This is a genomic window from Shewanella cutis (genome assembly GCF_022410515.1).
GTDB lineage: Bacteria > Pseudomonadota > Gammaproteobacteria > Enterobacterales > Shewanellaceae > Shewanella > Shewanella cutis.
The window spans coordinates 21,000-41,977 of the sequence record NZ_JACSDI010000007.1 but is presented as its reverse complement, the minus strand read 5'-3'; the positions used below and the strand labels follow the sequence as shown (position 1 = coordinate 41,977).

17 protein-coding genes, 1 tRNA gene and 1 pseudogene are annotated in these 20,978 nt (G+C 45.7%); 11 read left to right on the top strand and 8 right to left on the bottom strand.

Going from position 1 to position 20,978, the window contains the following annotated elements; genetic code table 11:
• Positions 1–40: 40 nt before the first annotated feature.
• Together H9J30_RS11430 and yegD are read right to left on the bottom strand one after the other, a co-directional pair.
• Positions 41–538 carry a CreA family protein gene (locus H9J30_RS11430; RefSeq protein ID WP_240131140.1) on the bottom strand — a complete coding sequence of 166 codons (498 nt, stop codon included), beginning with the start codon at positions 536–538 and terminating at the stop codon, positions 41–43.
• Between the two features lie 17 nt (positions 539–555).
• A complete protein-coding gene (gene yegD, locus H9J30_RS11425) occupies positions 556–2,010 on the bottom strand; it encodes a molecular chaperone (protein ID WP_240131139.1) in 1,455 nt (484 codons plus the stop codon).
• 321 nt (positions 2,011–2,331) lie between these two features.
• On the opposite strand from yegD, the gene ppk1 reads away from it, so the two are divergent.
• From ppk1 to H9J30_RS11400, 5 genes are all read left to right on the top strand, one after another.
• Positions 2,332–4,485, top strand: coding sequence for a polyphosphate kinase 1 (gene ppk1, locus H9J30_RS11420; RefSeq protein ID WP_240131138.1), 2,154 nt, complete (start codon positions 2,332–2,334; stop codon positions 4,483–4,485).
• Positions 4,486–4,529: 44 nt separating this feature from the next.
• On the top strand, positions 4,530–6,086 hold the full coding sequence (gene ppx / locus H9J30_RS11415) for an exopolyphosphatase (protein ID WP_240131137.1): 1,557 nt from the start codon (positions 4,530–4,532) through the stop codon (positions 6,084–6,086).
• A 372-nt stretch (positions 6,087–6,458) separates the two neighbouring features.
• Positions 6,459–6,974 carry a L,D-transpeptidase family protein gene (locus tag H9J30_RS11410; protein ID WP_240131252.1) on the top strand — a complete coding sequence of 172 codons (516 nt, stop codon included), beginning with the start codon at positions 6,459–6,461 and terminating at the stop codon, positions 6,972–6,974.
• Positions 6,975–7,032: 58 nt separating this feature from the next.
• Entirely contained in the window at positions 7,033–7,641 is a 609-nt protein-coding gene (locus tag H9J30_RS11405; protein ID WP_240131136.1) for a VOC family protein, read from the top strand.
• Positions 7,642–7,841: 200 nt separating this feature from the next.
• Entirely contained in the window at positions 7,842–8,102 is a 261-nt protein-coding gene (locus H9J30_RS11400; RefSeq protein ID WP_011072217.1) for a DUF5062 family protein, read from the top strand.
• A 52-nt stretch (positions 8,103–8,154) separates the two neighbouring features.
• On the opposite strand, the gene H9J30_RS11395 is transcribed toward H9J30_RS11400, so the two are convergent.
• Positions 8,155–9,015 (bottom strand): M23 family metallopeptidase, encoded by an 861-nt coding sequence (locus tag H9J30_RS11395; RefSeq protein ID WP_427915914.1) that lies wholly within the window; start codon positions 9,013–9,015, stop codon positions 8,155–8,157.
• Positions 9,016–9,157: 142 nt separating this feature from the next.
• A complete protein-coding gene (locus H9J30_RS11390) occupies positions 9,158–10,033 on the bottom strand; it encodes a 6-carboxytetrahydropterin synthase (protein WP_240131135.1) in 876 nt (291 codons plus the stop codon).
• A gap of 576 nt (positions 10,034–10,609) precedes the next feature.
• Here H9J30_RS11390 and ccpA point away from each other — a divergent pair.
• Entirely contained in the window at positions 10,610–11,611 is a 1,002-nt protein-coding gene (gene ccpA, locus H9J30_RS11385; protein WP_240131134.1) for a diheme cytochrome c5 peroxidase CcpA, read from the top strand.
• Between the two features lie 94 nt (positions 11,612–11,705).
• On the opposite strand, the gene yejK is transcribed toward ccpA, so the two are convergent.
• A complete protein-coding gene (gene yejK, locus H9J30_RS11380) occupies positions 11,706–12,734 on the bottom strand; it encodes a nucleoid-associated protein YejK (RefSeq protein ID WP_240131133.1) in 1,029 nt (342 codons plus the stop codon).
• A gap of 77 nt (positions 12,735–12,811) precedes the next feature.
• On the opposite strand from yejK, the gene H9J30_RS11375 reads away from it, so the two are divergent.
• The 4 genes and pseudogenes from H9J30_RS11375 (at position 12,812) to H9J30_RS11360 (ending at position 15,998) form a co-directional block, all read left to right on the top strand.
• The gene (locus H9J30_RS11375) at positions 12,812–13,030 is read left to right on the top strand and encodes a YejL family protein (protein ID WP_011072212.1); all 219 of its coding nucleotides are present in this window, start codon (positions 12,812–12,814) and stop codon (positions 13,028–13,030) included.
• A gap of 66 nt (positions 13,031–13,096) precedes the next feature.
• Positions 13,097–14,887 (top strand): DUF3413 domain-containing protein, encoded by a 1,791-nt coding sequence (locus H9J30_RS11370; protein WP_240131132.1) that lies wholly within the window; start codon positions 13,097–13,099, stop codon positions 14,885–14,887.
• 178 nt (positions 14,888–15,065) lie between these two features.
• Positions 15,066–15,266, top strand: a complete 201-nt coding sequence (locus H9J30_RS11365; protein WP_240131131.1) for a hypothetical protein — start codon at positions 15,066–15,068, stop codon at positions 15,264–15,266.
• Positions 15,267–15,446: 180 nt separating this feature from the next.
• Positions 15,447–15,998 (top strand): annotated as a pseudogene (locus tag H9J30_RS11360) (GGDEF domain-containing protein).
• 115 nt (positions 15,999–16,113) lie between these two features.
• On the opposite strand, the gene H9J30_RS11355 reads toward H9J30_RS11360, so the two are convergent.
• Positions 16,114–16,431, bottom strand: coding sequence for a hypothetical protein (locus H9J30_RS11355; RefSeq protein ID WP_240131130.1), 318 nt, complete (start codon positions 16,429–16,431; stop codon positions 16,114–16,116).
• 238 nt (positions 16,432–16,669) lie between these two features.
• On the opposite strand from H9J30_RS11355, the gene H9J30_RS11350 reads away from it, so the two are divergent.
• The gene (locus tag H9J30_RS11350; RefSeq protein ID WP_240131129.1) at positions 16,670–18,280 is read left to right on the top strand and encodes a hypothetical protein; all 1,611 of its coding nucleotides are present in this window, start codon (positions 16,670–16,672) and stop codon (positions 18,278–18,280) included.
• 839 nt (positions 18,281–19,119) lie between these two features.
• On the opposite strand, the gene H9J30_RS11345 is transcribed toward H9J30_RS11350, so the two are convergent.
• Both H9J30_RS11345 and H9J30_RS11340 read right to left on the bottom strand, forming a co-directional pair.
• A tRNA-Pro gene (locus H9J30_RS11345) sits at positions 19,120–19,196 on the bottom strand.
• A 195-nt stretch (positions 19,197–19,391) separates the two neighbouring features.
• Positions 19,392–20,867, bottom strand: a complete 1,476-nt coding sequence (locus H9J30_RS11340) for an alpha/beta hydrolase (protein WP_240131128.1) — start codon at positions 20,865–20,867, stop codon at positions 19,392–19,394.
• Positions 20,868–20,978: the final 111 nt, after the last annotated feature.

Genomic DNA, 20,978 nt, shown 5'->3' with positions numbered 1-20,978 from the left:
TTCACGTTAATAAACGATTAATTTCAAGCATGCAACTTAACTATTTCGGCAGCGCCGCACTGATTGCGGGGTCAATCCACGCCTGTGAGCCGTACAATGGCACGGTCGATAAGGCATGCTTGTGACTACCATTCGTCTCTTTGGTTGAATAAGACAAATACAATAGCGTTTGATTAGGCACATCGTAAATCCGGCGCACTTTTAGCGTTTTAAATAAAATACTTAACGACTCGGTAAACACCACTTCGCCGTTTTTGCTCTTATCTATCTTGGCAATATCGGCAGCGGAAATCGGCCCTGTTTGACGGCAACTAATGCCCATATCGGACGGATCAGCAAAATCAAGGTTCGCTTCAATGCGGCTGATATGACAGGTCACACCAGGGATTTTCGGATCTTGCTTGGCATCGATAATCACGTCTTTCGTGGTAAATAGCCCGAGGCTCACTTTACCCACATCATCACCACAGCCCGAAAGCATCATGCCTGTCAACGTCAATGCCAGCAGAGAAACCACAGTCCTGTTAAATGTCTTCATCGCATATCCTTGATTACTTATTGAGCAAAATGCTTTTGTGCCCAGCGAGTTAACCCCGCAGTCACCGAACCAAAATGATCCCCTACTACCACGGGCGTATCGGGATAAAGGCTAGTTATCTTAGCGTATATTGCAGGGCTTCGCGCCGTACCGCCCGTCACATAAATCACATCGGGTTGACACTCGGTTGTACCCGCCTCAACGGACAGTTCTTCTGGTGCTAAGCCATTGCCAGTAAGACTTTTAGCCGCCTGAGTCAGTGCTTGATGCATTAAAGCTTCTATCTTACCCAGTGACGGCTCGATGGCATTTTCAAAGCAATCGCGGCTTACTTCGGCGCTCAGCATAGCCTCAATAAACTCCAGCGAACTTTCAGTTGTTCGAGCATCCGATAAGGCGATTTTAGCCCGCTCGGCTAAACGTACTATTTGATAGCTTAACTGTTGTTGCTGCACTTTTAGCAATCTTTTTAATAAATTGGGTTGCTCAGCTTCTTTTATCAGTTCATCGATCAACTTGCGAGTGCTTAAGGTCGCAAACTCACGCTGAGCACTAATATCGTTTACCGCCACCGCATTCCAAAAAGGATTACTCGGCATAGGTTTGCCATTACTCATCAGCGAGCCTAAACCAAAATGCGGCATAAAGGCGTTCATCGCCAAGGCGATATCCAGATCGTTACCGCCAATGCGCTGGCCGCTGTGGCCTAAGCAGTCACGGCTACGGTCAAAACTCGCCTTATGGCTTGGGCCCATTTTAACCACAGAGCAGTCGGTGGTACCACCGCCCACGTCAACCACCAACACGGTTTGGTCAACCTTGAGGCTGGCTTCATAGTCCATCCCTGCAGCAAGGGGTTCAAACAGGAAAGCCACATCGACAAAGCCCGCTCGTTTTGCCGCCAAGGTTAAGATGGCTTCCGCCTGACGATTGCTTTCTTCGCCACCAATGCCTTGAAAGTTTACTGGGCGGCCAATCACGGCGTGGGTAATACGCGCTTCGTCCTTTGATGCCATGCCCTTTTGCACTAATACCGCTTCGGCGCACACTTTAATATGCTGCATCATCAAGGTGACGATGTCCTCAAATAGCGCAACTTGTTCGGGCCTTAACCCTGTCGCTCCCAAAAAAGATTTTGGCGAACGGACATAAAAACCTTCTTCTGGCATTTCAAGATAGGCAGCAACAGCTTGCTCGCCAACAAACACCGCAGGCGACTCCGCATCGAGATCTAATTCATGACGCACCATACGCGCGCGACTTAACTGCGCAGCGCGTTTTTTGGCATAATCGGCTTTTAAGTCCGCGGGCAGTGCACGATAAACGGCCTCGGCAATCAGCTCCCTGTCCATCGCATAAAGCGTTGAGGGTAAATAAGCAGAATCAGTCGATAGCGGTAAGAGCGATACTTCATCTCCCTGCATTATCCCAACGGCACAGTTGGCACTACCATAATCAAATCCGACAAACATCCGCTTACCCCTTGAGTCAAACCCACAATCAAAAAGCCGAGCAAGGTAACACAGTTTGCCTCAATACCAAAGGAAGCCAAGCACATCCTTCACGCTTTACCGTGTAAAATGGTCATTCACCTCGGTTAATTTTAAAGTCACATTTCTGTCACACTTGTCATCAATCTGACATATTCAGTCCGTATCTTTGTGTGCAAACCACCTAAGTCAGAAGGGATATTTTTTTATATCCCTTTATTTTCAGAAGTAAATCTGATTGCACTCCAATGTATGAATGCTATTGTATATTGCGCAATGACGCTTGCTTAAAGGAGCTGTGCAGTGTCCCCGAATACCGATAAACTGTCGATAGATAAAGAACTCTCTTGGTTGTCATTCAATGAGCGGGTGCTGCAAGAGGCCTGCGACCCCCATGTGCCGATTGTCGAGCGCGTGCGCTTTCTGGGCATATTCTCTAATAATATGGATGAGTTTTTCCGAGTGCGTGTCGCAGCGGTTAGACGCTCTATTTTACTCTCCGCCTTACAGGAAGGACGCAGTAATAGCCGCCATTTAATGGCCAAAATCCAGTCAAAAGTGATGGCGCTGCAGGAGCGCTTCGATAGCATTTACGTCGAGTTGATGCGCGAGCTAGTGCGACGTAACATTTTGTTAATCAATGAAAAACAATTAAGCGAGTACCATAGTAGTTGGCTTAAAAAACACTTTCGCGATCATTTTAAGCGCCATATCGCGCCGCTGATTGTCAATAACAATCGCGACCTAGTAAAACACATCAACGATGACGCTACTTATTTATGTGTATGTTTATACACTAAATTGCGCAGGCAATACGCCCTAGTTGAAGTACCCACAAAAAATGTGCCACGTTTTATCGAGTTACCCGCAGAAAAATCCAAGGCTAAAAAATATTTGATCCTACTGGATAACATTATTCGCCACTGCGTGGACGACCTGTTTGGCCCCTTCTTTGAATACGAGGCAATTGAAGTCTATTCAATGAAGCTCACCCGTGATGCCGATTTTGATATTACCGATGAGCTAGAACAAACCCAGCTTGAAAAAATGACCAAGGGTCTGAAAAAACGCCTGACAGCAGAGCCTGTACGCTTGGTATACGACAAAGAAATGCCCGAGCACATGCTGGAAATGCTCAAAGAAAATTTAAATATCAGCTCGACAGAATGTTTAATCCCTGGCGGGCGTTACCACAGCTTCAAAGACTTTATTGGCTTTCCCAATCCCGGCCGCGATTACCTCGAAAACGAAAAACTGCCAGCGCTTAACAGCACAGGCTTTGCTCGTAGCGCAAATAGTTTCGATGCGATCAAGATGGGCGATATTATGCTCAACTACCCGTACCATAAGTTCTCCCACTTTACGGAGATGGTGCGCCAGGCTGCCTACGATCCTGCGGTCCGCTTTATCCGCATAAATCTGTACCGTGTGGCTAAAAAATCCCATGTAATGCAGTCACTTATCGATGCCGTCAAAAATGGTAAGCAAGTCAACGCGGTGATTGAGCTGCGGGCTCGGTTTGACGAGCAATCCAACATCGAATGGACGCGCGTACTCGCCGAAGCGGGAGTCAAAGTCCACCATGGGATCACCAGCTTAAAAGTACACTCTAAGTTGTGCTTGATTGGCCGAGAAGAACAAGGCGAAATGAAGCTATACTGCCATGTCGGTTCGGGCAACTTTAACGAAGGTACTGCGCGGGTCTATACCGATTTATCCCTGTTTACGGCGAATCAAGAAATCGCCCGTGAAGTAGAGCAAGTGTTTGACTTGATTGAACACCCCTATCGCCGCGATAACTTCCAGCATTTAATTGTCTCGCCCTATGATGCCAGACAAAAACTCACCCATTTAATTGATAATGAGATCGTCAACGCCCAAAGTCACATTAAGGCTGCTATTACCTTAAAATTAAATAACTTGCTCGATGAGTCTCTGGTGCAAAAACTCTATGAGGCCTCGGCTGCGGGCGTCAAAATCAAATTATTGATCCGCGGCATGTGCTCGCTGATACCACAAATTCCGGGGATCAGCGATAACATCGAAGTCTACAGTATTGTTGACCGATTCTTGGAACACTCCCGCGTGATGCTGTTTCACGCCGGTGGCGAAAATAAGCTGTTTATTAGCTCTGCCGATTGGATGAGTCGCAATATTGATAACCGTGTTGAAGTGAGTGTGCCAATTTATGATCCGCGTCTAAAACAAATGGTGATGGATATTTTATCGTTACAGTTCAACGACAATACTAAAGCTCGCATCATCAATAAGGAACAGTCTAATCCTTATCGTAACCGCGGAAACAAACGTAAAGTACGTTCTCAAATTGCCATTTATCAATATCTGATTAATTATGAGAAGCGGTTGCAGCAAGAATTAAATGCTCAACGTGAAGCAGCGAAGCTTGAGGCAGAGCAAGCGCTTGCTGATCCCGCATTACAGGCCAAAGCCAGCTAATGCTGGCTTTATCTTATAGTCTCGATTGCCTAAGGATAATCCGATTGGTTGCCACACATTCACAGCCGCGACACTTTGTCGCTATCGACATGGGCTCAAACAGTTTTCACTTGGTTATCGCCCGTGAGCAAGACGGCAGTTTGCAGATATTACATAAAGAAAAACAGCAAGTTCAATTAGCGACAGGTCTCAATGCCCAAAATATACTGAGTGCTGACGCGATTGAGCGTGGCCTTAATTGCTTACGGGATTTTAATCAGCGGTTTTCCAATCTTGACCAAGCACAGGTGCGTTTAGTCGCCACACATACCTTAAGGGTTGCTAAAAACCGCGAGCAGTTTATTGAAGCAGCCCTCAGTATTATGCCTTATCCCGTGGAAGTGATTTCTGGCCATGAAGAAGCGAGGCTTATTTACAACGGTATTGCCCAAAGCCAAGTGCTAGCAAAACGTAATATCGTTATCGACATCGGCGGCGGCTCGACCGAAGTGGTTCTCGGTCAAAAAAACACCCCAACCCATTTATCGAGCCTGCGTTGTGGCTGCGTGAGTTTCAACGAGCGATTTTTTATCGATGGGCAAATCACGCCAGCTTCGTTTCGCGCAGCGCAAAGTGCTGCCGATAAGCAATTTGCCTCGCTTTCAAAGGAATATTTCAGTGGCGATTGGGACTTAGTGCTCGGCAGCTCTGGTACTGTAAAAGCGATTTGTGAAGCGATTCAAGAAGAGCATGGTGATGAAATTGTCACCTTACCACGCCTCAAACAATTAAAACTTAAATTGATAAGGTGTGGCCATATCAGCCAAGTCCAATTTGCCAATGTCGATGATAAACGTACCCAACTCCTTCCCGCAGGCCTTGCGGTTTTAATCAGTTTTTTTAGACGGTTACCGATTTCACAATTGGAATTTAGTCCTGGCGCTCTGCGCGAAGGCGTGCTCTACGAATTAGCCAAAATTGGCCAATATCAGGATATTCGCCACCGAACCGTCGACAGTATTGCTCAGCTTTATCATGTCGATATACCCCATGCGACCAAAGTGCGCGATACGGCCATGGCGCTGTTTGAGCAAGTCGCCGATGAATGGAGACTAAGACCCCATGCGCGTCTACTCTCCTACGCCGCGACCTTGCATGAAATAGGGCTACATATCAACTCCAAAGCATTGCACAAACACGGCGCTTATATCATTAGCAACAGTGACTTACCCGGATTTAGTGAAGCACTGCAACAGGATTTAGCCAGACTTATCGCTAACCATCGCAAGAAACCCAATGAGCTACTGCTCGCCGAATTAGAGCCGAGCCATAAACTCACGCTCATTCGCCTTGTTTGCCTGCTGCGTTTGGCGGTATTGGTGCATTTAGGCCGAATTGCCAAAGCCTTAGTACTAGAGAAAATACACGTGATCCCCGATGGGCTCATGTTAGTACTTCCTAGCCACAAACGAAAAATCAGCTTGTTTATGAAAGATTTACAGCGTGAGCAAAAACAAATGGCCACTTTAGGCATGCAGCTGCGTTTTGTTTCAAGCCTAGGGCTTACACTGGATAAAGCCATAGAAGCAAAAGACGATACGCTCAACACTGTTACAAGCTAATCCACCTCAGCTAGAGATAATAAGCGCATATCAAACAGCGACGTGTGCCGTTAACTAAGGTGAATTGACGTGTAATCGCTTCATAATGAAGCATCCCTTAGTGGCTTGCTCTTTTGGGCGAAAGCTTGATAGTTAATCGCCCAAATGAATGCCAAAAATAATGATGCCTAACTGGCGTTTGAATGTGCTTTCAGTGCCCAGTTTTTCATGCAGATAATCTGACATAGGAAGAAACGTCCTCGCGGTATCGTTTCCAAATTTCCAAAGTCTGCCAGGCAATTACAACTCGTTCAAAATTATCTAGTCACAGACATAAAAATTTGCGGTATGATGCGCGAAAAAGTTTTAACTGCGTCATTTTTAGAGGAAGACATGCGCGTAGCCCTACTCTCCAAAACCATCACGGTGGCCATAACACTCGCCGCACTGATTTCGCCCCAAGTACTCGCCTCATCCAGTATTGGAAAAGTCGATTTGGTGGTGATCACTAAGTCTGAGTCCAATATGGCCTTATTAAGGGACGGCAAAGTCCTTAAACAATACCGCATTGCCATGGGCGACTTGCCAACCGGCCATAAACTGACCGAGGGCGATCAACGTACGCCGCAGGGCCGCTATATTCTCGACTATAAAAAATCCGATAGCGCCTATTACAAATCCATTCATATTTCTTACCCCAATGAAGAAGATAAGTTAAGAGCCAAAGCGCTGGGGATTAGACCTGGTGGCATGATTATGATCCACGGTCAAAATCCACGCTCCCCCCTGCCCCCCGAGCAAGCACAGCAATACAATTGGACCGATGGTTGTATTGCCATCACCAACGCTGAAATGGACGAAGTGTGGAAAGCGGTCGATGAAGGCACCCCCATCGAGATTTGGCCATAAAGGATACGCCCAGTTACCTGGGCGTTTTTATTTGTGTTACCCGCGTTAAGGAATTTTTATGTCAATATTGGCGACTGAGGCGACAACATTAAATTACGCAGCATTAGAACGAGCTTGGCCAGCATTTGAGACAAAGATATTGTCTTTACTCAACACCTTAGGCTTAGCGGATAAAGGGCTATATTGCGATCATGTCGCTTTGAGGGTAAACACCATTGTCGCAGCGGATGCACTCAAGCAAGCCTTTAGCGAACGTGGGCGGATTATCTCGGACAATCAAATTAATGGCCGTTCAATCCTGATCATTGAACTGGATAATCCGCTGCGCTTAGGCAGCTTTACCATTGATTGTGTTGAACTTCCTTATCCCGGTGATACTCATTACCCCCAAGAAGGCTGGGAGCATATCGAGTTGGTACTCCCATCAACGGCACAGGATTGTGACACTTTAAACCAAGATCTTGGTCAATTATGCCCACCACTTTTACCATTACTACAAGTACAAGGGCAAAGCTCTGCGCCAATTAAGGTTAAATTTAGCTCCCCCAAAGGCGAAAAAGAGCGTTTAGCCAACCCGACCATCGCCTTTAAACAAGCTGATGTATGCATTAAGTTACATCCACACGGCATTAAAGCGGTCATCGCAAGCGAACAAACTGAGCGTTAGCAGAATACAGAATGTGACCCAACTGCCAATTACAGATGTTGGTTGACATATAAAAACCGATTTGCGCAAAAGTCAGCAACGAAAAAGGTAAAAATAGCTTAAATTCATGCTATTAAATTATGAATAGCCATTAGGTTTTAGTGTTATCTACCACGGGCTCGCCAAAGGGCATAGCCGTGAGATCAATAAGGACGCAGCACATGAAACCCCATAAGCACGAAGCCCAACTCCTCAAACTCGCCCTCGAAATTGGTATCGGTTATGCCAAAAAACGTGGATTTGAAGACTTTGATAAAGGCGTATCACCCAAAGATAAAGTGGAATGTATTTATCGACTGCTGGTCACAGATAATCTGATCCAGCCCTTAGCGAAGGACAAAGAAGACGGCCCAAATATGAAGCACAAATTGGTGCTGTGGATCATCCGCCATCTGCCTGCAGACCATCCCTTATTGCAATAACATCCCTAAAGTTCAAAAAATAGCGCCTAGATTGGCGCTATTGAACCCTCAGTTATTTGGCGGTTTTTTTCGCTTTTTCCGCCGCCAATACCGTCGCCATCGGTGGCACTATGCTGGTCGGATCAAGGCGCATTTGAAACCAGTTCACTCGCCAATCCAAGTGTGGGCCATTTGCCCGCCCTGTCGCGCCGACTTCCGCCACCGCTTGCCCTTGCTTAACGGTTTCACCGGCATTGACGTAAAGTTTGCTTAGGTGCAAAAAGCTCGAACTGACGCCATAACCATGGTCGATAACCATGGTCCCGCCGGAATAAAACATATCGGGCACCGAAAGACTAATCACCCCATCGGCGGGCGCCACCACCACAGTGCCGGTTTTCGCGGCCACATCGACGCCAAAGTGCGGATTTCCGGGCACATCGTTATAGATGCGCTGACTGCCATACACGCCGGAGATCCTGCCGGTTAATGGCCAAATAAACGGCTGTAAAAATGCGGTTTGTTCGCTAAAGGTGCCGCGTGCCGCTTTGACCTGCGCCGTATCCTTCGCGGCTCGCTCCTGCGCGACAGGATCAGGCTTCATTATCTTATTACTAATGCCTTTAACGCTCTGAATCTTGTATTCCCGCTTCGCGATATTGAGGGGTTTCACCTCAGTCAAGCCATCGGGATACACTAAGGTAAGCTGTTGAGTAAGCTCTGCATCTCTATCAAAGCCAAAGGCAAAATGGCCGTCTGGCGTGACTTTTACGGCCTCGCCATTAAGAGTCACTTGCGTACCTGCAGGCACTTTGGCTCGGATCAACGCCCCTTGCTCAAACTTGCCTTCAAAACTCACCTGTGCCTGAGCCGTTAAGCTAAACAGGGTTAAGAGCGTAAAAAACGTCGCCTTAAATTTGCAGGATGTCAACATAGGAGATAAGCGAAATGACGCGCGGGATGGCGTGAATGGCAAGGCTTTTAACATCATTGGAACAGCGTTTAGCATAATCTCAAAAATCCTTATTAAAATATAAAGCCCTAATTGTTAGGGCTTTATGACAAAACGGATAGATTTAATTGCCTTTAGTCACTGTGGCGCCTTTACCTACGCCTTCGTAGGCAATCACTGTAAACTGGCTTGAAGGCACTTTGGTGGCTAAGGTGGTTGCCATATAATCGGCCAATAATTCCACCGTAGTATCGTGCGGGATCAAATCACAGCATTTCTTAGGCATCGCCAATTGGAAATCCCCCTGCGGCGCTTGATAGTGAAATCCATAATGAGTTTCATCGCTTACCCGCGTTTGTGGCGATAGCGTTAAGCTCTTAACTGAGACTAAATCCTCCTCGCTACCAAGGTAAATATCGTGCCAACGCTTGGCCCAATACTCGTCCCATTTTGGCGCGGGCACGCCATTCTCAAACACCTGCACAGGGCTGCGATGACCGTGGGCAATCCGCTGACAGTTGCCATCGTGCTTACGTAGTCCATGACTGTAGTGATAATAGGGAGAATTTAGCACTTCATGTCTTAAGGTCAGGGTAATGCCCTCAACATTATCGGGCAGTGTTTCCCGCAGGGCTTGTTGCAAGAAAGCATTAACGCTTGGAATATCAATCTGTTCTGAGGGCACCAAGGCAAAGGCTTGCGAAGGACAGGCTAAATGGATCTCACCCTGCAAGCTTTCAAAATCGAGCCACACACGATCGTCCTGCTGTTGCCAACGCAAGCCACTACAGGCAGTAGGCACTAATAAACGATGATCGGCCACCGCATCAATCGTATGCTTAATGGTACGTTTGACCTTGGCAAAATCGAGCACCATATTTTGCTCGTCTAGGCCGCCTTCTAATACCACATCGACAATCCAACTTTCCCCCACCATGCCGCGCTTTGGACACAGATAAGAAAAATCGATCACAGTTAAATCTTTTACAAACAGTTGCATTGACTCTCCTCGGCAGAAAAACAGTCCGCCTAAATAGGGATAGCGCCACTTAGCAATGGCCAAGCACGCTTACTTGGGCACATGCACCAAGCTTACCCAAAAACAGAATACGAATTCTAATCAATTCTGCCCCGCCCCGCGACAAATGAATCCGCTCTTAAGCGCTTTTTATCTTAATGGCGCGACAAACGCGCATGAGTTAGCCTATTCGTTGGCTGAGTCAGTAAAAAGTAAAATGATCTTACGTCACTCACCTCATCCCAACCGCTCGGGAAATCTCGATAAGCGCGCCAAAAGAGTCACCGCTGAGTCAATACGATGAATAGGCGATAGTGGATAGGTAATAGTGAATACAGACTCGTTAATAGAAACTCACGATTAGTAGATAAAACGCTAAACGGCATCTCAGTTACCCTACCTAAATAATCAAACAAAAACAGCGAATTAGCTCACAAAAACCTAATCCACAACAGCGATAGACCCAATCGAAACAAGGCGTTATCCCTAAGTCTTTTTAGTCGTTAGTATCGACCCATAAACCATACAGTAAGCAAGGTTAATAAGGGAGAACACCAGATGACAAAACTCACCGCTATCGCGATAACCCTCACGGCTATGTTCGCAAGCAGCTATGCCGTCGCCGCCGAACCGATTGAAGTCATTACCCCAGCAAAAATCACTGAACCCGAAAAGGTAGAGCTGGGCAAAATGCTCTTTTTTGAACCAAGACTGTCTAAATCAGGTTTTATTTCCTGTAACTCTTGCCACAACCTTTCAACTGGCGGCGTAGATGCGCTACCCACGTCAATTGGCCATCATTGGCAAGAAGGCCCGATTAACTCACCGACCGTGCTAAACGCCGACTTTATGCTGGCGCAATTCTGGGATGGTCGTGCCAGCAACTTAAAAGAGCAAGCCGCTGGCCCGATTGCCAACCCCAAAGAAATGGGCTTTACCCATGAGCTCGCCACCGAAACCATTGCTTCCATGCCTGCATACCGCGCGCGCTTTGCCAAAGTTTACGGTGATGAAAAAGTCGATATTGACCGCTTAACCGATGCCATTGCTGCCTTCGAAAAGACTTTAGTCACGCCTAATAGCCCATTCGATCAGTATTTATTGGGTAAACAAGATGCGATTAGCGGCGACGCTAAAGCTGGCTATCAACTCTTTAAAGATAAGGGCTGCGTCAGTTGCCATAACGGCCCCGCGGTAGGTGGCACTATGTTTATGAAGATGGGCCTAATAAAACCCTTCCATACCAATAACCCTGCCGAAGGCCGTAAGGGCGTAACGGGTAAGGATGCGGATAAGTTTGTGTTTAAGGTACCGACACTGCGCAATATTGAACTAACCTATCCCTACTTCCATGACGGCAGTGTATGGACGCTTGAAGAAGCGGTAAATACCATGGCGGATATTCAGTTAGGACAAAAACTGACCGAGAAAGAAACCAAGGAAATGGTAGCATTCTTAAATTCACTCACGGGTGAACAGCCACAGATCTCGCTGCCGATTCTGCCACCATCGAATAAAGATACTCCGCGCCCAGTACCTTTTGCGACAGGAGCAAAATAAAGCTTAAACCTAAGAAGCAATTAGCATAAAAACAAAGGCCGAGAATAAACTCCTCGGCCTTTGTTTTTCATCGGTGACAGCGATTCAAATAAGACTATTCGCCCTTAAGACGTCTATCTAGCTGATCTTTTAGGTTTGCTGGCACGCCTTTAATCAAAATCGTGTCGGAAATCGGATCATAAATCACCCGTTGACCCAAATGCCCACCGTCAAAACTTATCGTCACGCCACCACCGGTGCCGGAGAATTTCTTTAATTGTCTTAGGGTCGACTTATCCGCAGGAAATTCTTCATCCAGCTCATAGCTACCGCCGCGGGCAAAGTCATAAAAGGATTCCATGCCTTGGTCAGCAAGCTCATCCGCTAAATCTTTGATCTCAATATCAGCGCCTTCATCAAAACGCTCAGAACAATACTCAAACACTTTATTACGGCATTGCTGACGTTCTTCTTTGGTCAGATCGCTACTGGCAACAAAGTCTTCCACGGCGTTCATCAAGGTTTTGTTTTGCGCCTTGGTATTTACCCCTTCGACACAGCCCATAAAGTCGAGGAAAAAGTCAGCCACTTTACGGCCCGCACGTCCGCGAATAAAAGAGATGTACTTGCGGGAATCTTTATCGGCCTGCAATTCGGTGAGATCGATACGTGCAGCCAATTGGATATTGTTTAGATCCAAATGGTTGTTCTGCGACAGCTCCATATCATCCAGTACCGTCATCGACGATTTTGCACTGAGAAGCGCCACAAACAAATAATCACTCGCCATGCTGGTGTAGCAGGACATCAGCAAAAATCCGCCTTGGCTAAAATCATATTTGGCTAATTCTGCCTGCAGCAGCTTACTGGCTTGTCCAGTAAATTCGACAAAACCTAAATCCCCCGCACGGTATTCCTTTAGCGCATTGGCAAATGCAGGATTGGCCTCACCATCATCACCATGGATGCCAAAATAGCCAAATCCTTTGCCGGATTTGCTGGTATATGTCTGATGCAACTCTTCGAGCATCATCTCGACAGCCTGACCGTTCAGCAGAGGTTGAGGACGTAAACGGCAGCGTAATTGACCCTGACTGTCCTGGGAAATCTCGTGAATAATTGCTTGTTCGATGTTAATACTCATAAGCCCTGATAGTGATGCTGGAATAAATCCGCTATTATATGCCGCTAATCCATTCCAAAGTGAAACATTTTTTGATTATGGCAATCCAATCCAAATACTCAAACACACAAGTTGAATCATTAATCGCTGAGATTTTAGTGGTACTCGAAAAGCACAAAGCCCCTACCGACTTAAGCCTGATGGCGCTAGGCAACTGTGTCACCCATTTATTAGAGCGCAAAGTACCAAGTGAATCACGCCAAGCGGTTGCAGAACAATTTGCGAAAGCACTCGCACAATCGGTGAAATCCAATTAAGTTAGTCGAGTAACAATCGTTAAAACAACATAAGATACAACGTCTTTTAGGAATAAGCGGATCACTATGGTCGAGCGAAAAAAGCAAATGAGCCGCGATCGCGTATCGCGACTTATCAACTGGGGACATTGGTTCGCCTTCTTTAATGGCCTGTTGGCTATGATTGTCGGCACACGCTATTTAAGCAGTGTGGGTTATCCCGAAACGTGGTTTGGCTGGAGCTATCTTGCTGTCAGTACCATCGGCCAGTTCAGTTTTCTTGCTTTTATCGCTTACTTGATCTGCCTATTCCCACTGACGTTAATCTTACCTTACTCCAAGATACTCAGAGGCTTAGCGGCTGTTATCGCCACCTTAAGCCTATGTCTCTTATTGTATGACACGATTGTTTATGCCGATTACGGCATGCACTTGAGTCCTTTTGCCTTTGATATAGCTTGGGCCGATTTGAGCGCCCTGCTCCACGGCACCTCCTATATCGTCACACCAATCGCCATTCTTGCGATTGAGCTAACAGCGGCTAACTTCCTGTGGAAGCGAATTGAAAAAATCCAAAAACTCAATCTTGGCAATAAAGTCATTGCCTTTGTTGGGGTGTGCTTTGTAAGCAGCCATTTGATCCATGTTTGGGCCGACGCGGCCGATATCACCGAAATAACCCGTTTCGATGATACTTATCCTTTGTCTTACCCAGCGACGGCTCGTAGCTTTATGGAAAGCCACGGTATTGACGGTTCATCCCAACTCAATGATGAAGCGACTCAAGCCAGTAATACACTCAGCTATCCCATACAGCCACTGCAATGCCAAGCGGATAGCAAATCGAATGTATTAATGCTGACTATCGACAGCTTGCGTGCCGATATGGTAGACGCCAAAACCATGCCGTTCTTACACCAATATACCGAGCAGAACCAAAGTTTTACTCAGCATTATAGCGGCGGCAATCAGTTTAAGACGGGCATGTTCTCCCTGCTTTATGGTTTGCAGGGCAGCTATGGTGATGCGCGCATCTTCAATAGCACTAGCCCCATCATGACCCAAAGCTTTAAACAGGCGGGTTACCAACTTGGCTTATTTATCCCCGAAACCAATCTGAATTTACGCTCCGCGCAGGCCATGTTTAATGACTTTACCCCCGTCATCGCCGAAGAAACCAATGGCAGCGCCGAGGCAGATATCCTTAGCGTTGGCCACTTTACACAATGGCAACGCGCGCAACAACGTCCTTGGTTTGCCCTAGTGAACCTTAAAGCACCCGAGAATTTTGATACGCCAGTGGGCTTCCTTGGTATCGAAACGGTCAAAGCCGATCCGAATTTAAAACCGGCGCAAAAGGTACTATTTAACCAATATCGCCAATCGTTGAATTTTATTGATAAGCAAATTCAAGCCATTGTCAGTGAATTGCCAAGCGATACCTTAGTGGTGATTACTGGCGTTAATGGCAAAATATTTACCAGTAATAGCGACGAAGCAATGCGTAATTTATCACCGGAGAGTGTCAAAGTGCCGCTGGTCATCCATTGGCCAAATGCCTTGGCCAGCAAGGTTAACTATCGCACGAGCCACTATGGTGTGGTTCCCACATTAATGACCCATGTTTTGGGCTGCACCAATAACACCTCAGACTACAGCGCGGGCCGCAGCCTACTGCAACCGAGCAAAGAAACCTGGATTTATATTGGTGATAGTCGGATTTTTGCCATTTACCAACAGTCGGAAATCACTGTCATTGACCGCCATGGTAAATACCGCATCTACGATGAAAACTTTGAGCATCGGCTGCACAAAAAGATGAGCGCCCCAGAGCTTATCCAAGTGCTGCGCGAAGGCAGGCGCCTTTATAATCATTAACATGTATTTTTATCTAAAAGCCCTAATACCACTTAGGGCTTTTTGTTTTTAGCACTTCACCACACATTAGCCGTTACCAAATCAACAACTTGATCACACCATTTAAACGAATCTCAGACGCTTAGCTGATTAAATGCTAAAGAAGTAATAGACTCTTTTATTTGGCTGATTTCACCCCATGAACATCATTCACAACGATCAGAATCAAGCCTTTGACGCCATTCATACCATCCTTAATAGTCTAAATGCTCTGGTCTACGTTTCGGATTTACGCACCTATGAACAACTGTATTTGAATGATTTTGGTGCAACCATTTGGGGCGTTCACACAGGCAAAAAATGCCATCAGCTTCAACAAGCTGGGCAAAATAGCCACTGATGTTTTTGCACAAACCACAAACTGATTAATCATGCTGGCAACAGTACCACTGTACACGTGTGGGAATTTAAAAATAATCACAATAATCGTTGGTACCAATGTCGAGATCAGGCCATTCGTTGGACAGATGGTCGGCTAGTACGGATTGAAATCGCGACAGACATTACCGATCGCAAATAAATGGAAGAGGCGTTAATCGAGGCAAAATCCACTGCCGAGCGTCTTGCAAATACCGACGAACTGACAACACTCTACAACCGTCGCGCCTTTTTCAATTTGGGTCTTTCCATAGCACAACAGTCAGGACTGGCATTAGCATTTATTATGTTTGATATTGACCGTTTCAAACTCGTTAATGATCAATGGGGACATACTACAGGCGATGCCGCACTTATCCATATTGCGAAGCTCACTCAAGCCATCCTTAGACCAGGAGATATTCTTGGGCGCCTTGGCGGTGAAGAATTTGGCATACTCTTACCCGACTGACACCACGAACAAGCATGCCAACTTGCAGAATCAATTCGCTATCGCTTTCAAAAGCAACCACTTGCTCTTAATGACCAAATCATCAAATGCACCGCCAGCTTTGGCATTGCATCAATCACAATCCCTGTCATTCATTCCGAAAAAGAAGCGCAAAACCTTCTGGAAACACTCTTCAACAGTGCAGATCAGGCCATGATGCAAGCCAAGCGAAATGGGAGAAACCAAGTCTGCAGTGCAAGTTAACTGGCGAATTTTGCTCTAAATAGCCACTAATGCTGCTTAATACTTATGCCGCTTAGCTGCCGCTAATGACATAAGCGCATGCTTTAGTGCCCTCATCGGCTAATCGACATACACGCTAAAACCAACGAGCAAGTGCTGAATGCTCGATAATATAGCTGAGCTCGGCCTCTGTTAGCACGCTTGGCGTATGCGCCTCAAGAACCGCTAAATCCTCAGAATGCCCACTAATAGTACAAAGATAATCGATAATGCTCTGGGATATTTGTGCCGAAATCACGGCTGTTCCATGCTGTTTTGCCTTCGCGAGTAAGGTCAACAACGCCGTTTTAATCTGAATATTGGCCTCAGACTCCGCCGATACAGAATCGTACACAGTCTGCAAATAAGTCTCAGATGCTTGTTTTAACGCGGCAAACTCTTGGCATAAACTCAATTTAGGTATCATCCCTTAAGTAAAAATTCATTTTAAATCGCATTAAACACATTGAACAAAAACCAAACGACTATTGCAGTCTAATTAATTTTGTAAATTCAGCACTCGCGCACATAACGGCAATAGCATAAAAAAACTGTAACATTATTTTTTTAAAGTCCCTGCAACGTCATCAGCCTTGATTTGCTATGGCGTTTTTCTATCTATTTTTATTAAAAAAACATAGGGATAACTCATTTTGAAGAAAACATATGCCTACCTAATGATGGCCACGGCGCTGTTTGGTTGTAGCAATGATGAGAACGAAGCTGCATTAACACCAGAGCCCACTGGACGCTGGATGACCGGAGATATTCATTTCCATACTCAGGCATCCGATGGACATGCTACCCAAGCAGAGATCATGTCTAAAGCCTTTGATACATTCGGCCTAGACTATTTAGTCCCTTCGAATCACTTGCGTAATCAAGCTTCAAATCCATACCTTGATGGTGGCGATCCGAATAATGCCAAACAAAACATTCTCTTTAGCCACGCTCAGCGCGACTATGAAATAATTGAAATCACCCGCCTAGCTCCGTTGTATTCCGGCAAACTAGTCTATACCAGTTTTGAATGGGATACCCCCAAAAATACCTTTGACCACATGAGTATCGGTATAGTGGGTAAGGATTTTGATGAGGTTAATGATTTTACTCGCTTGTTTGAATATAAATTCAGTAATACCAATACATTAGCGGATTTTGATGCCGAGGATTTATACAAATGGGAAGCACAAGGTGAAAAGCGTCATAATCAAACAAAAGCCGATGTTCGCAAAGCAATGGCTTGGCTGCAGCAACATTATCCTCACAATAGCTACTTGCAATTAAATCATGCAATGCGAGATCCTAGCACTTACACCATTCGCGATTTACGCCTATTTAATGACATTGCACCGAATGTGTTTTTTACGATAGAGGGTATGCCTGGTAACCAATTTAATAACCGCGGTGAATACAATTCTCCCAATGGTGATCCGAGTTTAGCCGGAACGCTTAGCGGTGTTGATCCCATCGTTGCCCAAGTGGGTGGATGGTGGGATGCACTACTTGGTGAAGGCCGTCGGATCTGGGTTGCGGGTAACTCGGATTTTCACTTCAAAACGGGCTGTGCCGATGGCACTTGCTTGAGTGGCTATTGGCCAGGCGAATACACCAAAAACTATACCTACGTTACTGGTGATAATCAGCAGGCGCTCCTAGAAGCAATGCGCTCAGGGAATAGTTTTGCCGTATTTGGTGATTTGATTGACTCACTTGACTATCGAGTTGAAATCAATGGTCAAAGTGCAACGATGGGACAAACATTAACAGTTAACGCTGGTGATCAAGTGACCTTCCACATCAACTTTACCAGCCCTGAATTTAACAATAAAGAAGTCAGAGTGAATGATGGTAACTATCACGGATTAAATCCAGGTGTACATCATATTGACCTTATCTCTGGCAAAGTTGGCGCTAAAGCGATACCCGATACTCCTTCCTATGATCAAGCGAGCAATGACACAACGTTGATTATAAAATCATTTACAGAGACGGATTGGACACAAACCGCCGAGGGCGTTTATCAAATCAGATATAGCTTTACCGCCGATGCTAATCGGTATTTCCGCCTACGAGGAACTAATCTTATGTATAATCAGGAAGATGCCGATGGTAATATCATTATGATTGATGGAGAACCTCAGTACACTAAAAAGATCAACAAAGAGAATTTAACCCCTGAAGCCTTTGTTAACAAAGTGAATGATCGAAATTACAATGAGCTGTGGTTTTATAGCAATCCATTATTTGTTAAAGTAGATTAGTATTTGATTTACGTCATCTAGAACTTATTCTCGCCTACAATGCCTGATAAATCTTATCGGGCATTTTTTATTTTTAATTCCTCAATAACGGAAAAATTCGAGCTGTTCCAGCAGCGTTGTAAGGCACAAACGTCACGCTTTGCTGATGATGGCTTAACTTTAGTTAATCGTTTGTCTATGAAGCTTCTAATAATACCAATCGTATTAAATATCTGTTCATTCAGCGGGAGTTAAACGCGCTTTAGACAAGGCGAAGGCTTGAAGGCATAGTGGTGCTCTGTCGAAAGCCTTAAACGCAGTATAAAGCCCGTTCAACCCCGCCCTTCGGGAGCCTCACAGGCATCCCACTCCCGTGTTACATTGACTTAAAAGGGAATAACCATTTCTTCGTCAATGCGCCTTGGATTGAGATGCCTGTGAGGCTCTGAACTGATTAGATATTTAATGTGATTGGTATAAGCTCTGGCGTTAGGTCTATCAAGCGATATGAACCCAGCTCAGCCTTTAAGCGCTTATATCGGTACTGCTCGAATTAACAAAGGCCTTTTGGTATTGCGCTGCATGGCGGATGTAATAATCAATCGCCTGTGAAATTGAGCTATGTAAATGAGGTGCTGTATTGCTTGAATTTTGCGCATTCATGCACTGTTCCTTTTGAGTCTGCCAAAGTGACAGTGGAGAAGCAGTTTATTTCAGCGAGTGATGAGGATGTTTCAGTGAGTTCTAGCGCAGCCCGGTAGTGCAGGAGCAAAACTTTATGTTTTGCGATTCAATAGCTTGCCTCTTGCTGGCATCGTCAGGCATAAAAAAACCAGCAATTAAGCTGGTTCTTATGAATTTGGTCGGTATGAGAGGATTCGAACCTCCGACCCCTGACACCCCATGACAGTGCGCTACCGGGCTGCGCTACATACCGAAATTGTCAGTGTTTAATCGATTATTGAGTTAAACATTAAACACTTATTACTTAAAGTGCGATTAACTGGGGTTCACCTTAAGTGACGCAGACTTTAGCAATTGGATTCAATCAACGCAAGTGCTTAGTGAACTCTGTTTGATCAACTGCTTAGTTTCTGGCCTGAATGACTACATTTTCAAACTTTTATACCTGTCAGTGTGCCTCACTCGGCGTATGTGCAATACGGTATTGGTCAATCCGAGCCATCATATAAGGGAAAAAGGGATTCCATTTTTGACGTAACATTTCTGAAGCTGGCACACTATAAACACCTCGTTCCCCACGGGAAGCGGCCGCACCTATCTGTATTCGGGTGGGTTTTTGATGGGTTGCCATGCCATATAGGCCATCATTTTCTGCAAAAGGTAGCGCAACATGGGAAAGTGAGTAAACATCCATAGGCCAACGGAGCGGGAGTGTTTCGGCCTGAGGTAAGGTTTGATCCAGTGGTATAAATCCAAATTCCCGCGCTTGAACCTGAGTCGTTTCGCTATCAATATTTTCAACCAAAGTTCCGCGGTAATGAATGCTGTCAGTGGACTGCGGTAACAAGGCGGGTAGTGGATCATTTGCAATTAACTTACTGTTGAAGATGTTACGGTTCATATCAAAAAGCACCAATTCATGGCCATTTTGAGGTAAGACTTGATACAGCAAACTCACGACTGCCGCGCTCGATACTGTGGCATCGGCTACGGATTGGAAGGTTAAGATGGCTGGAATATGTTCACGCTGTAAAGGCGTTAATCCGCTTAACAAACTCTGATTACGTAACGCTAATTGGTAGACGACATCCCCTGCATTGACAGCAAAAGACATGAACTTAAAGGGATCATATTCCATCTGAATACTATTCCATTGCAGCTTGTCTAAGTCGAGCAGACGTCCTATCCAACTTTGCCAGCGCGCCGCTGCGGCAATGGGCGCAAGGCCTATCGCGGGCGACATAAAGATCATCCCTGCATAGTCAGGCGCATTATCTTGATTAATCAGTTCAAGCTCATGGTTAAGTGCCAGCGCCGCTCCAGTTGAAAAGCCAATAACAAATAGCGGCTTACCTTGAAGTTCTTGTTTCATATGCGCCGTAGCCAAATTAACCGCTGCGGCTAAATCCTGCCAATAAAGCCCCGTAAGGCCGCTGGGCAGCGTTCCGTGTCCAGGAAGTCTCAAGCCCAGCACATGGGCTTTGCCCTTAAAATGTGCCGCCACATTAGACATGGCATAGGGCGAATCTGACATGCCATGGAGTAGCAAAACGCCAAAGGGCGCATTGGCTTTGGGCCACTCAAAACTGCGATTCCAGTTTTGTGGCCATCTCGCGGGATCGGCAAGGCTGTTTTTAACATAACGATTGACGGGTGAGGCATCTGCCGCCGACACTTTTTTGAGTACTTTGTTCTCGACCTCTGTAAAAAGTTTATCTTCTAAGGCGATGTAATCACTAAAGTTATCGAGTTTAGTGTTGTAGTGGAATTCGTGTTTTAGCTCTGTCGTGTGCCAAAGGGAGAGATCGGGTTTAGCATTGAGAAAATGTATCCCACTAATCAATAAAGCGATCGCAATCCCTAAACAGCCATAAAAGGCAGCGAAAAATAAATGTTTAGTTGAGCCTATGATAATGGCTTTCATTGCTGCCCCATGGTTCCGATAAAAATACGCATGCAGATTATACGGTTAGATAAAAATAAACCTCAACTTCCACTGAAGATTTATTATTGAAATAATTTAGCTTCGGCAGTA

Bases quoted from the DNA above. Each gene is read 5' to 3' on its own strand.
- yegD (WP_240131139.1), bottom strand. From the start codon at position 2,010: ATGTTTGTCGGATTTGATTATGGTAGTGCCAACTGTGCCGTTGGGATA.
- H9J30_RS11365 (WP_240131131.1), top strand. From the start codon at position 15,066: ATGAACATCATTCACAACGATCAGAATCAAGCCTTTGACGCCATTCAT.
- ccpA (WP_240131134.1), top strand. From the start codon at position 10,610: ATGACAAAACTCACCGCTATCGCGATAACCCTCACGGCTATGTTCGCA.
- H9J30_RS11395 (WP_427915914.1), bottom strand. From the start codon at position 9,015: ATGTTGACATCCTGCAAATTTAAGGCGACGTTTTTTACGCTCTTAACC.
- yejK (WP_240131133.1), bottom strand. From the start codon at position 12,734: ATGAGTATTAACATCGAACAAGCAATTATTCACGAGATTTCCCAGGAC.
- H9J30_RS11405 (WP_240131136.1), top strand. From the start codon at position 7,033: ATGTCAATATTGGCGACTGAGGCGACAACATTAAATTACGCAGCATTA.
- H9J30_RS11390 (WP_240131135.1), bottom strand. From the start codon at position 10,033: ATGCAACTGTTTGTAAAAGATTTAACTGTGATCGATTTTTCTTATCTG.
- H9J30_RS11410 (WP_240131252.1), top strand. From the start codon at position 6,459: ATGCGCGTAGCCCTACTCTCCAAAACCATCACGGTGGCCATAACACTC.
- H9J30_RS11340 (WP_240131128.1), bottom strand. From the start codon at position 20,867: ATGAAAGCCATTATCATAGGCTCAACTAAACATTTATTTTTCGCTGCC.
- H9J30_RS11375 (WP_011072212.1), top strand. From the start codon at position 12,812: ATGGCAATCCAATCCAAATACTCAAACACACAAGTTGAATCATTAATC.
- H9J30_RS11370 (WP_240131132.1), top strand. From the start codon at position 13,097: ATGGTCGAGCGAAAAAAGCAAATGAGCCGCGATCGCGTATCGCGACTT.
- H9J30_RS11400 (WP_011072217.1), top strand. From the start codon at position 7,842: ATGAAACCCCATAAGCACGAAGCCCAACTCCTCAAACTCGCCCTCGAA.
- H9J30_RS11430 (WP_240131140.1), bottom strand. From the start codon at position 538: ATGAAGACATTTAACAGGACTGTGGTTTCTCTGCTGGCATTGACGTTG.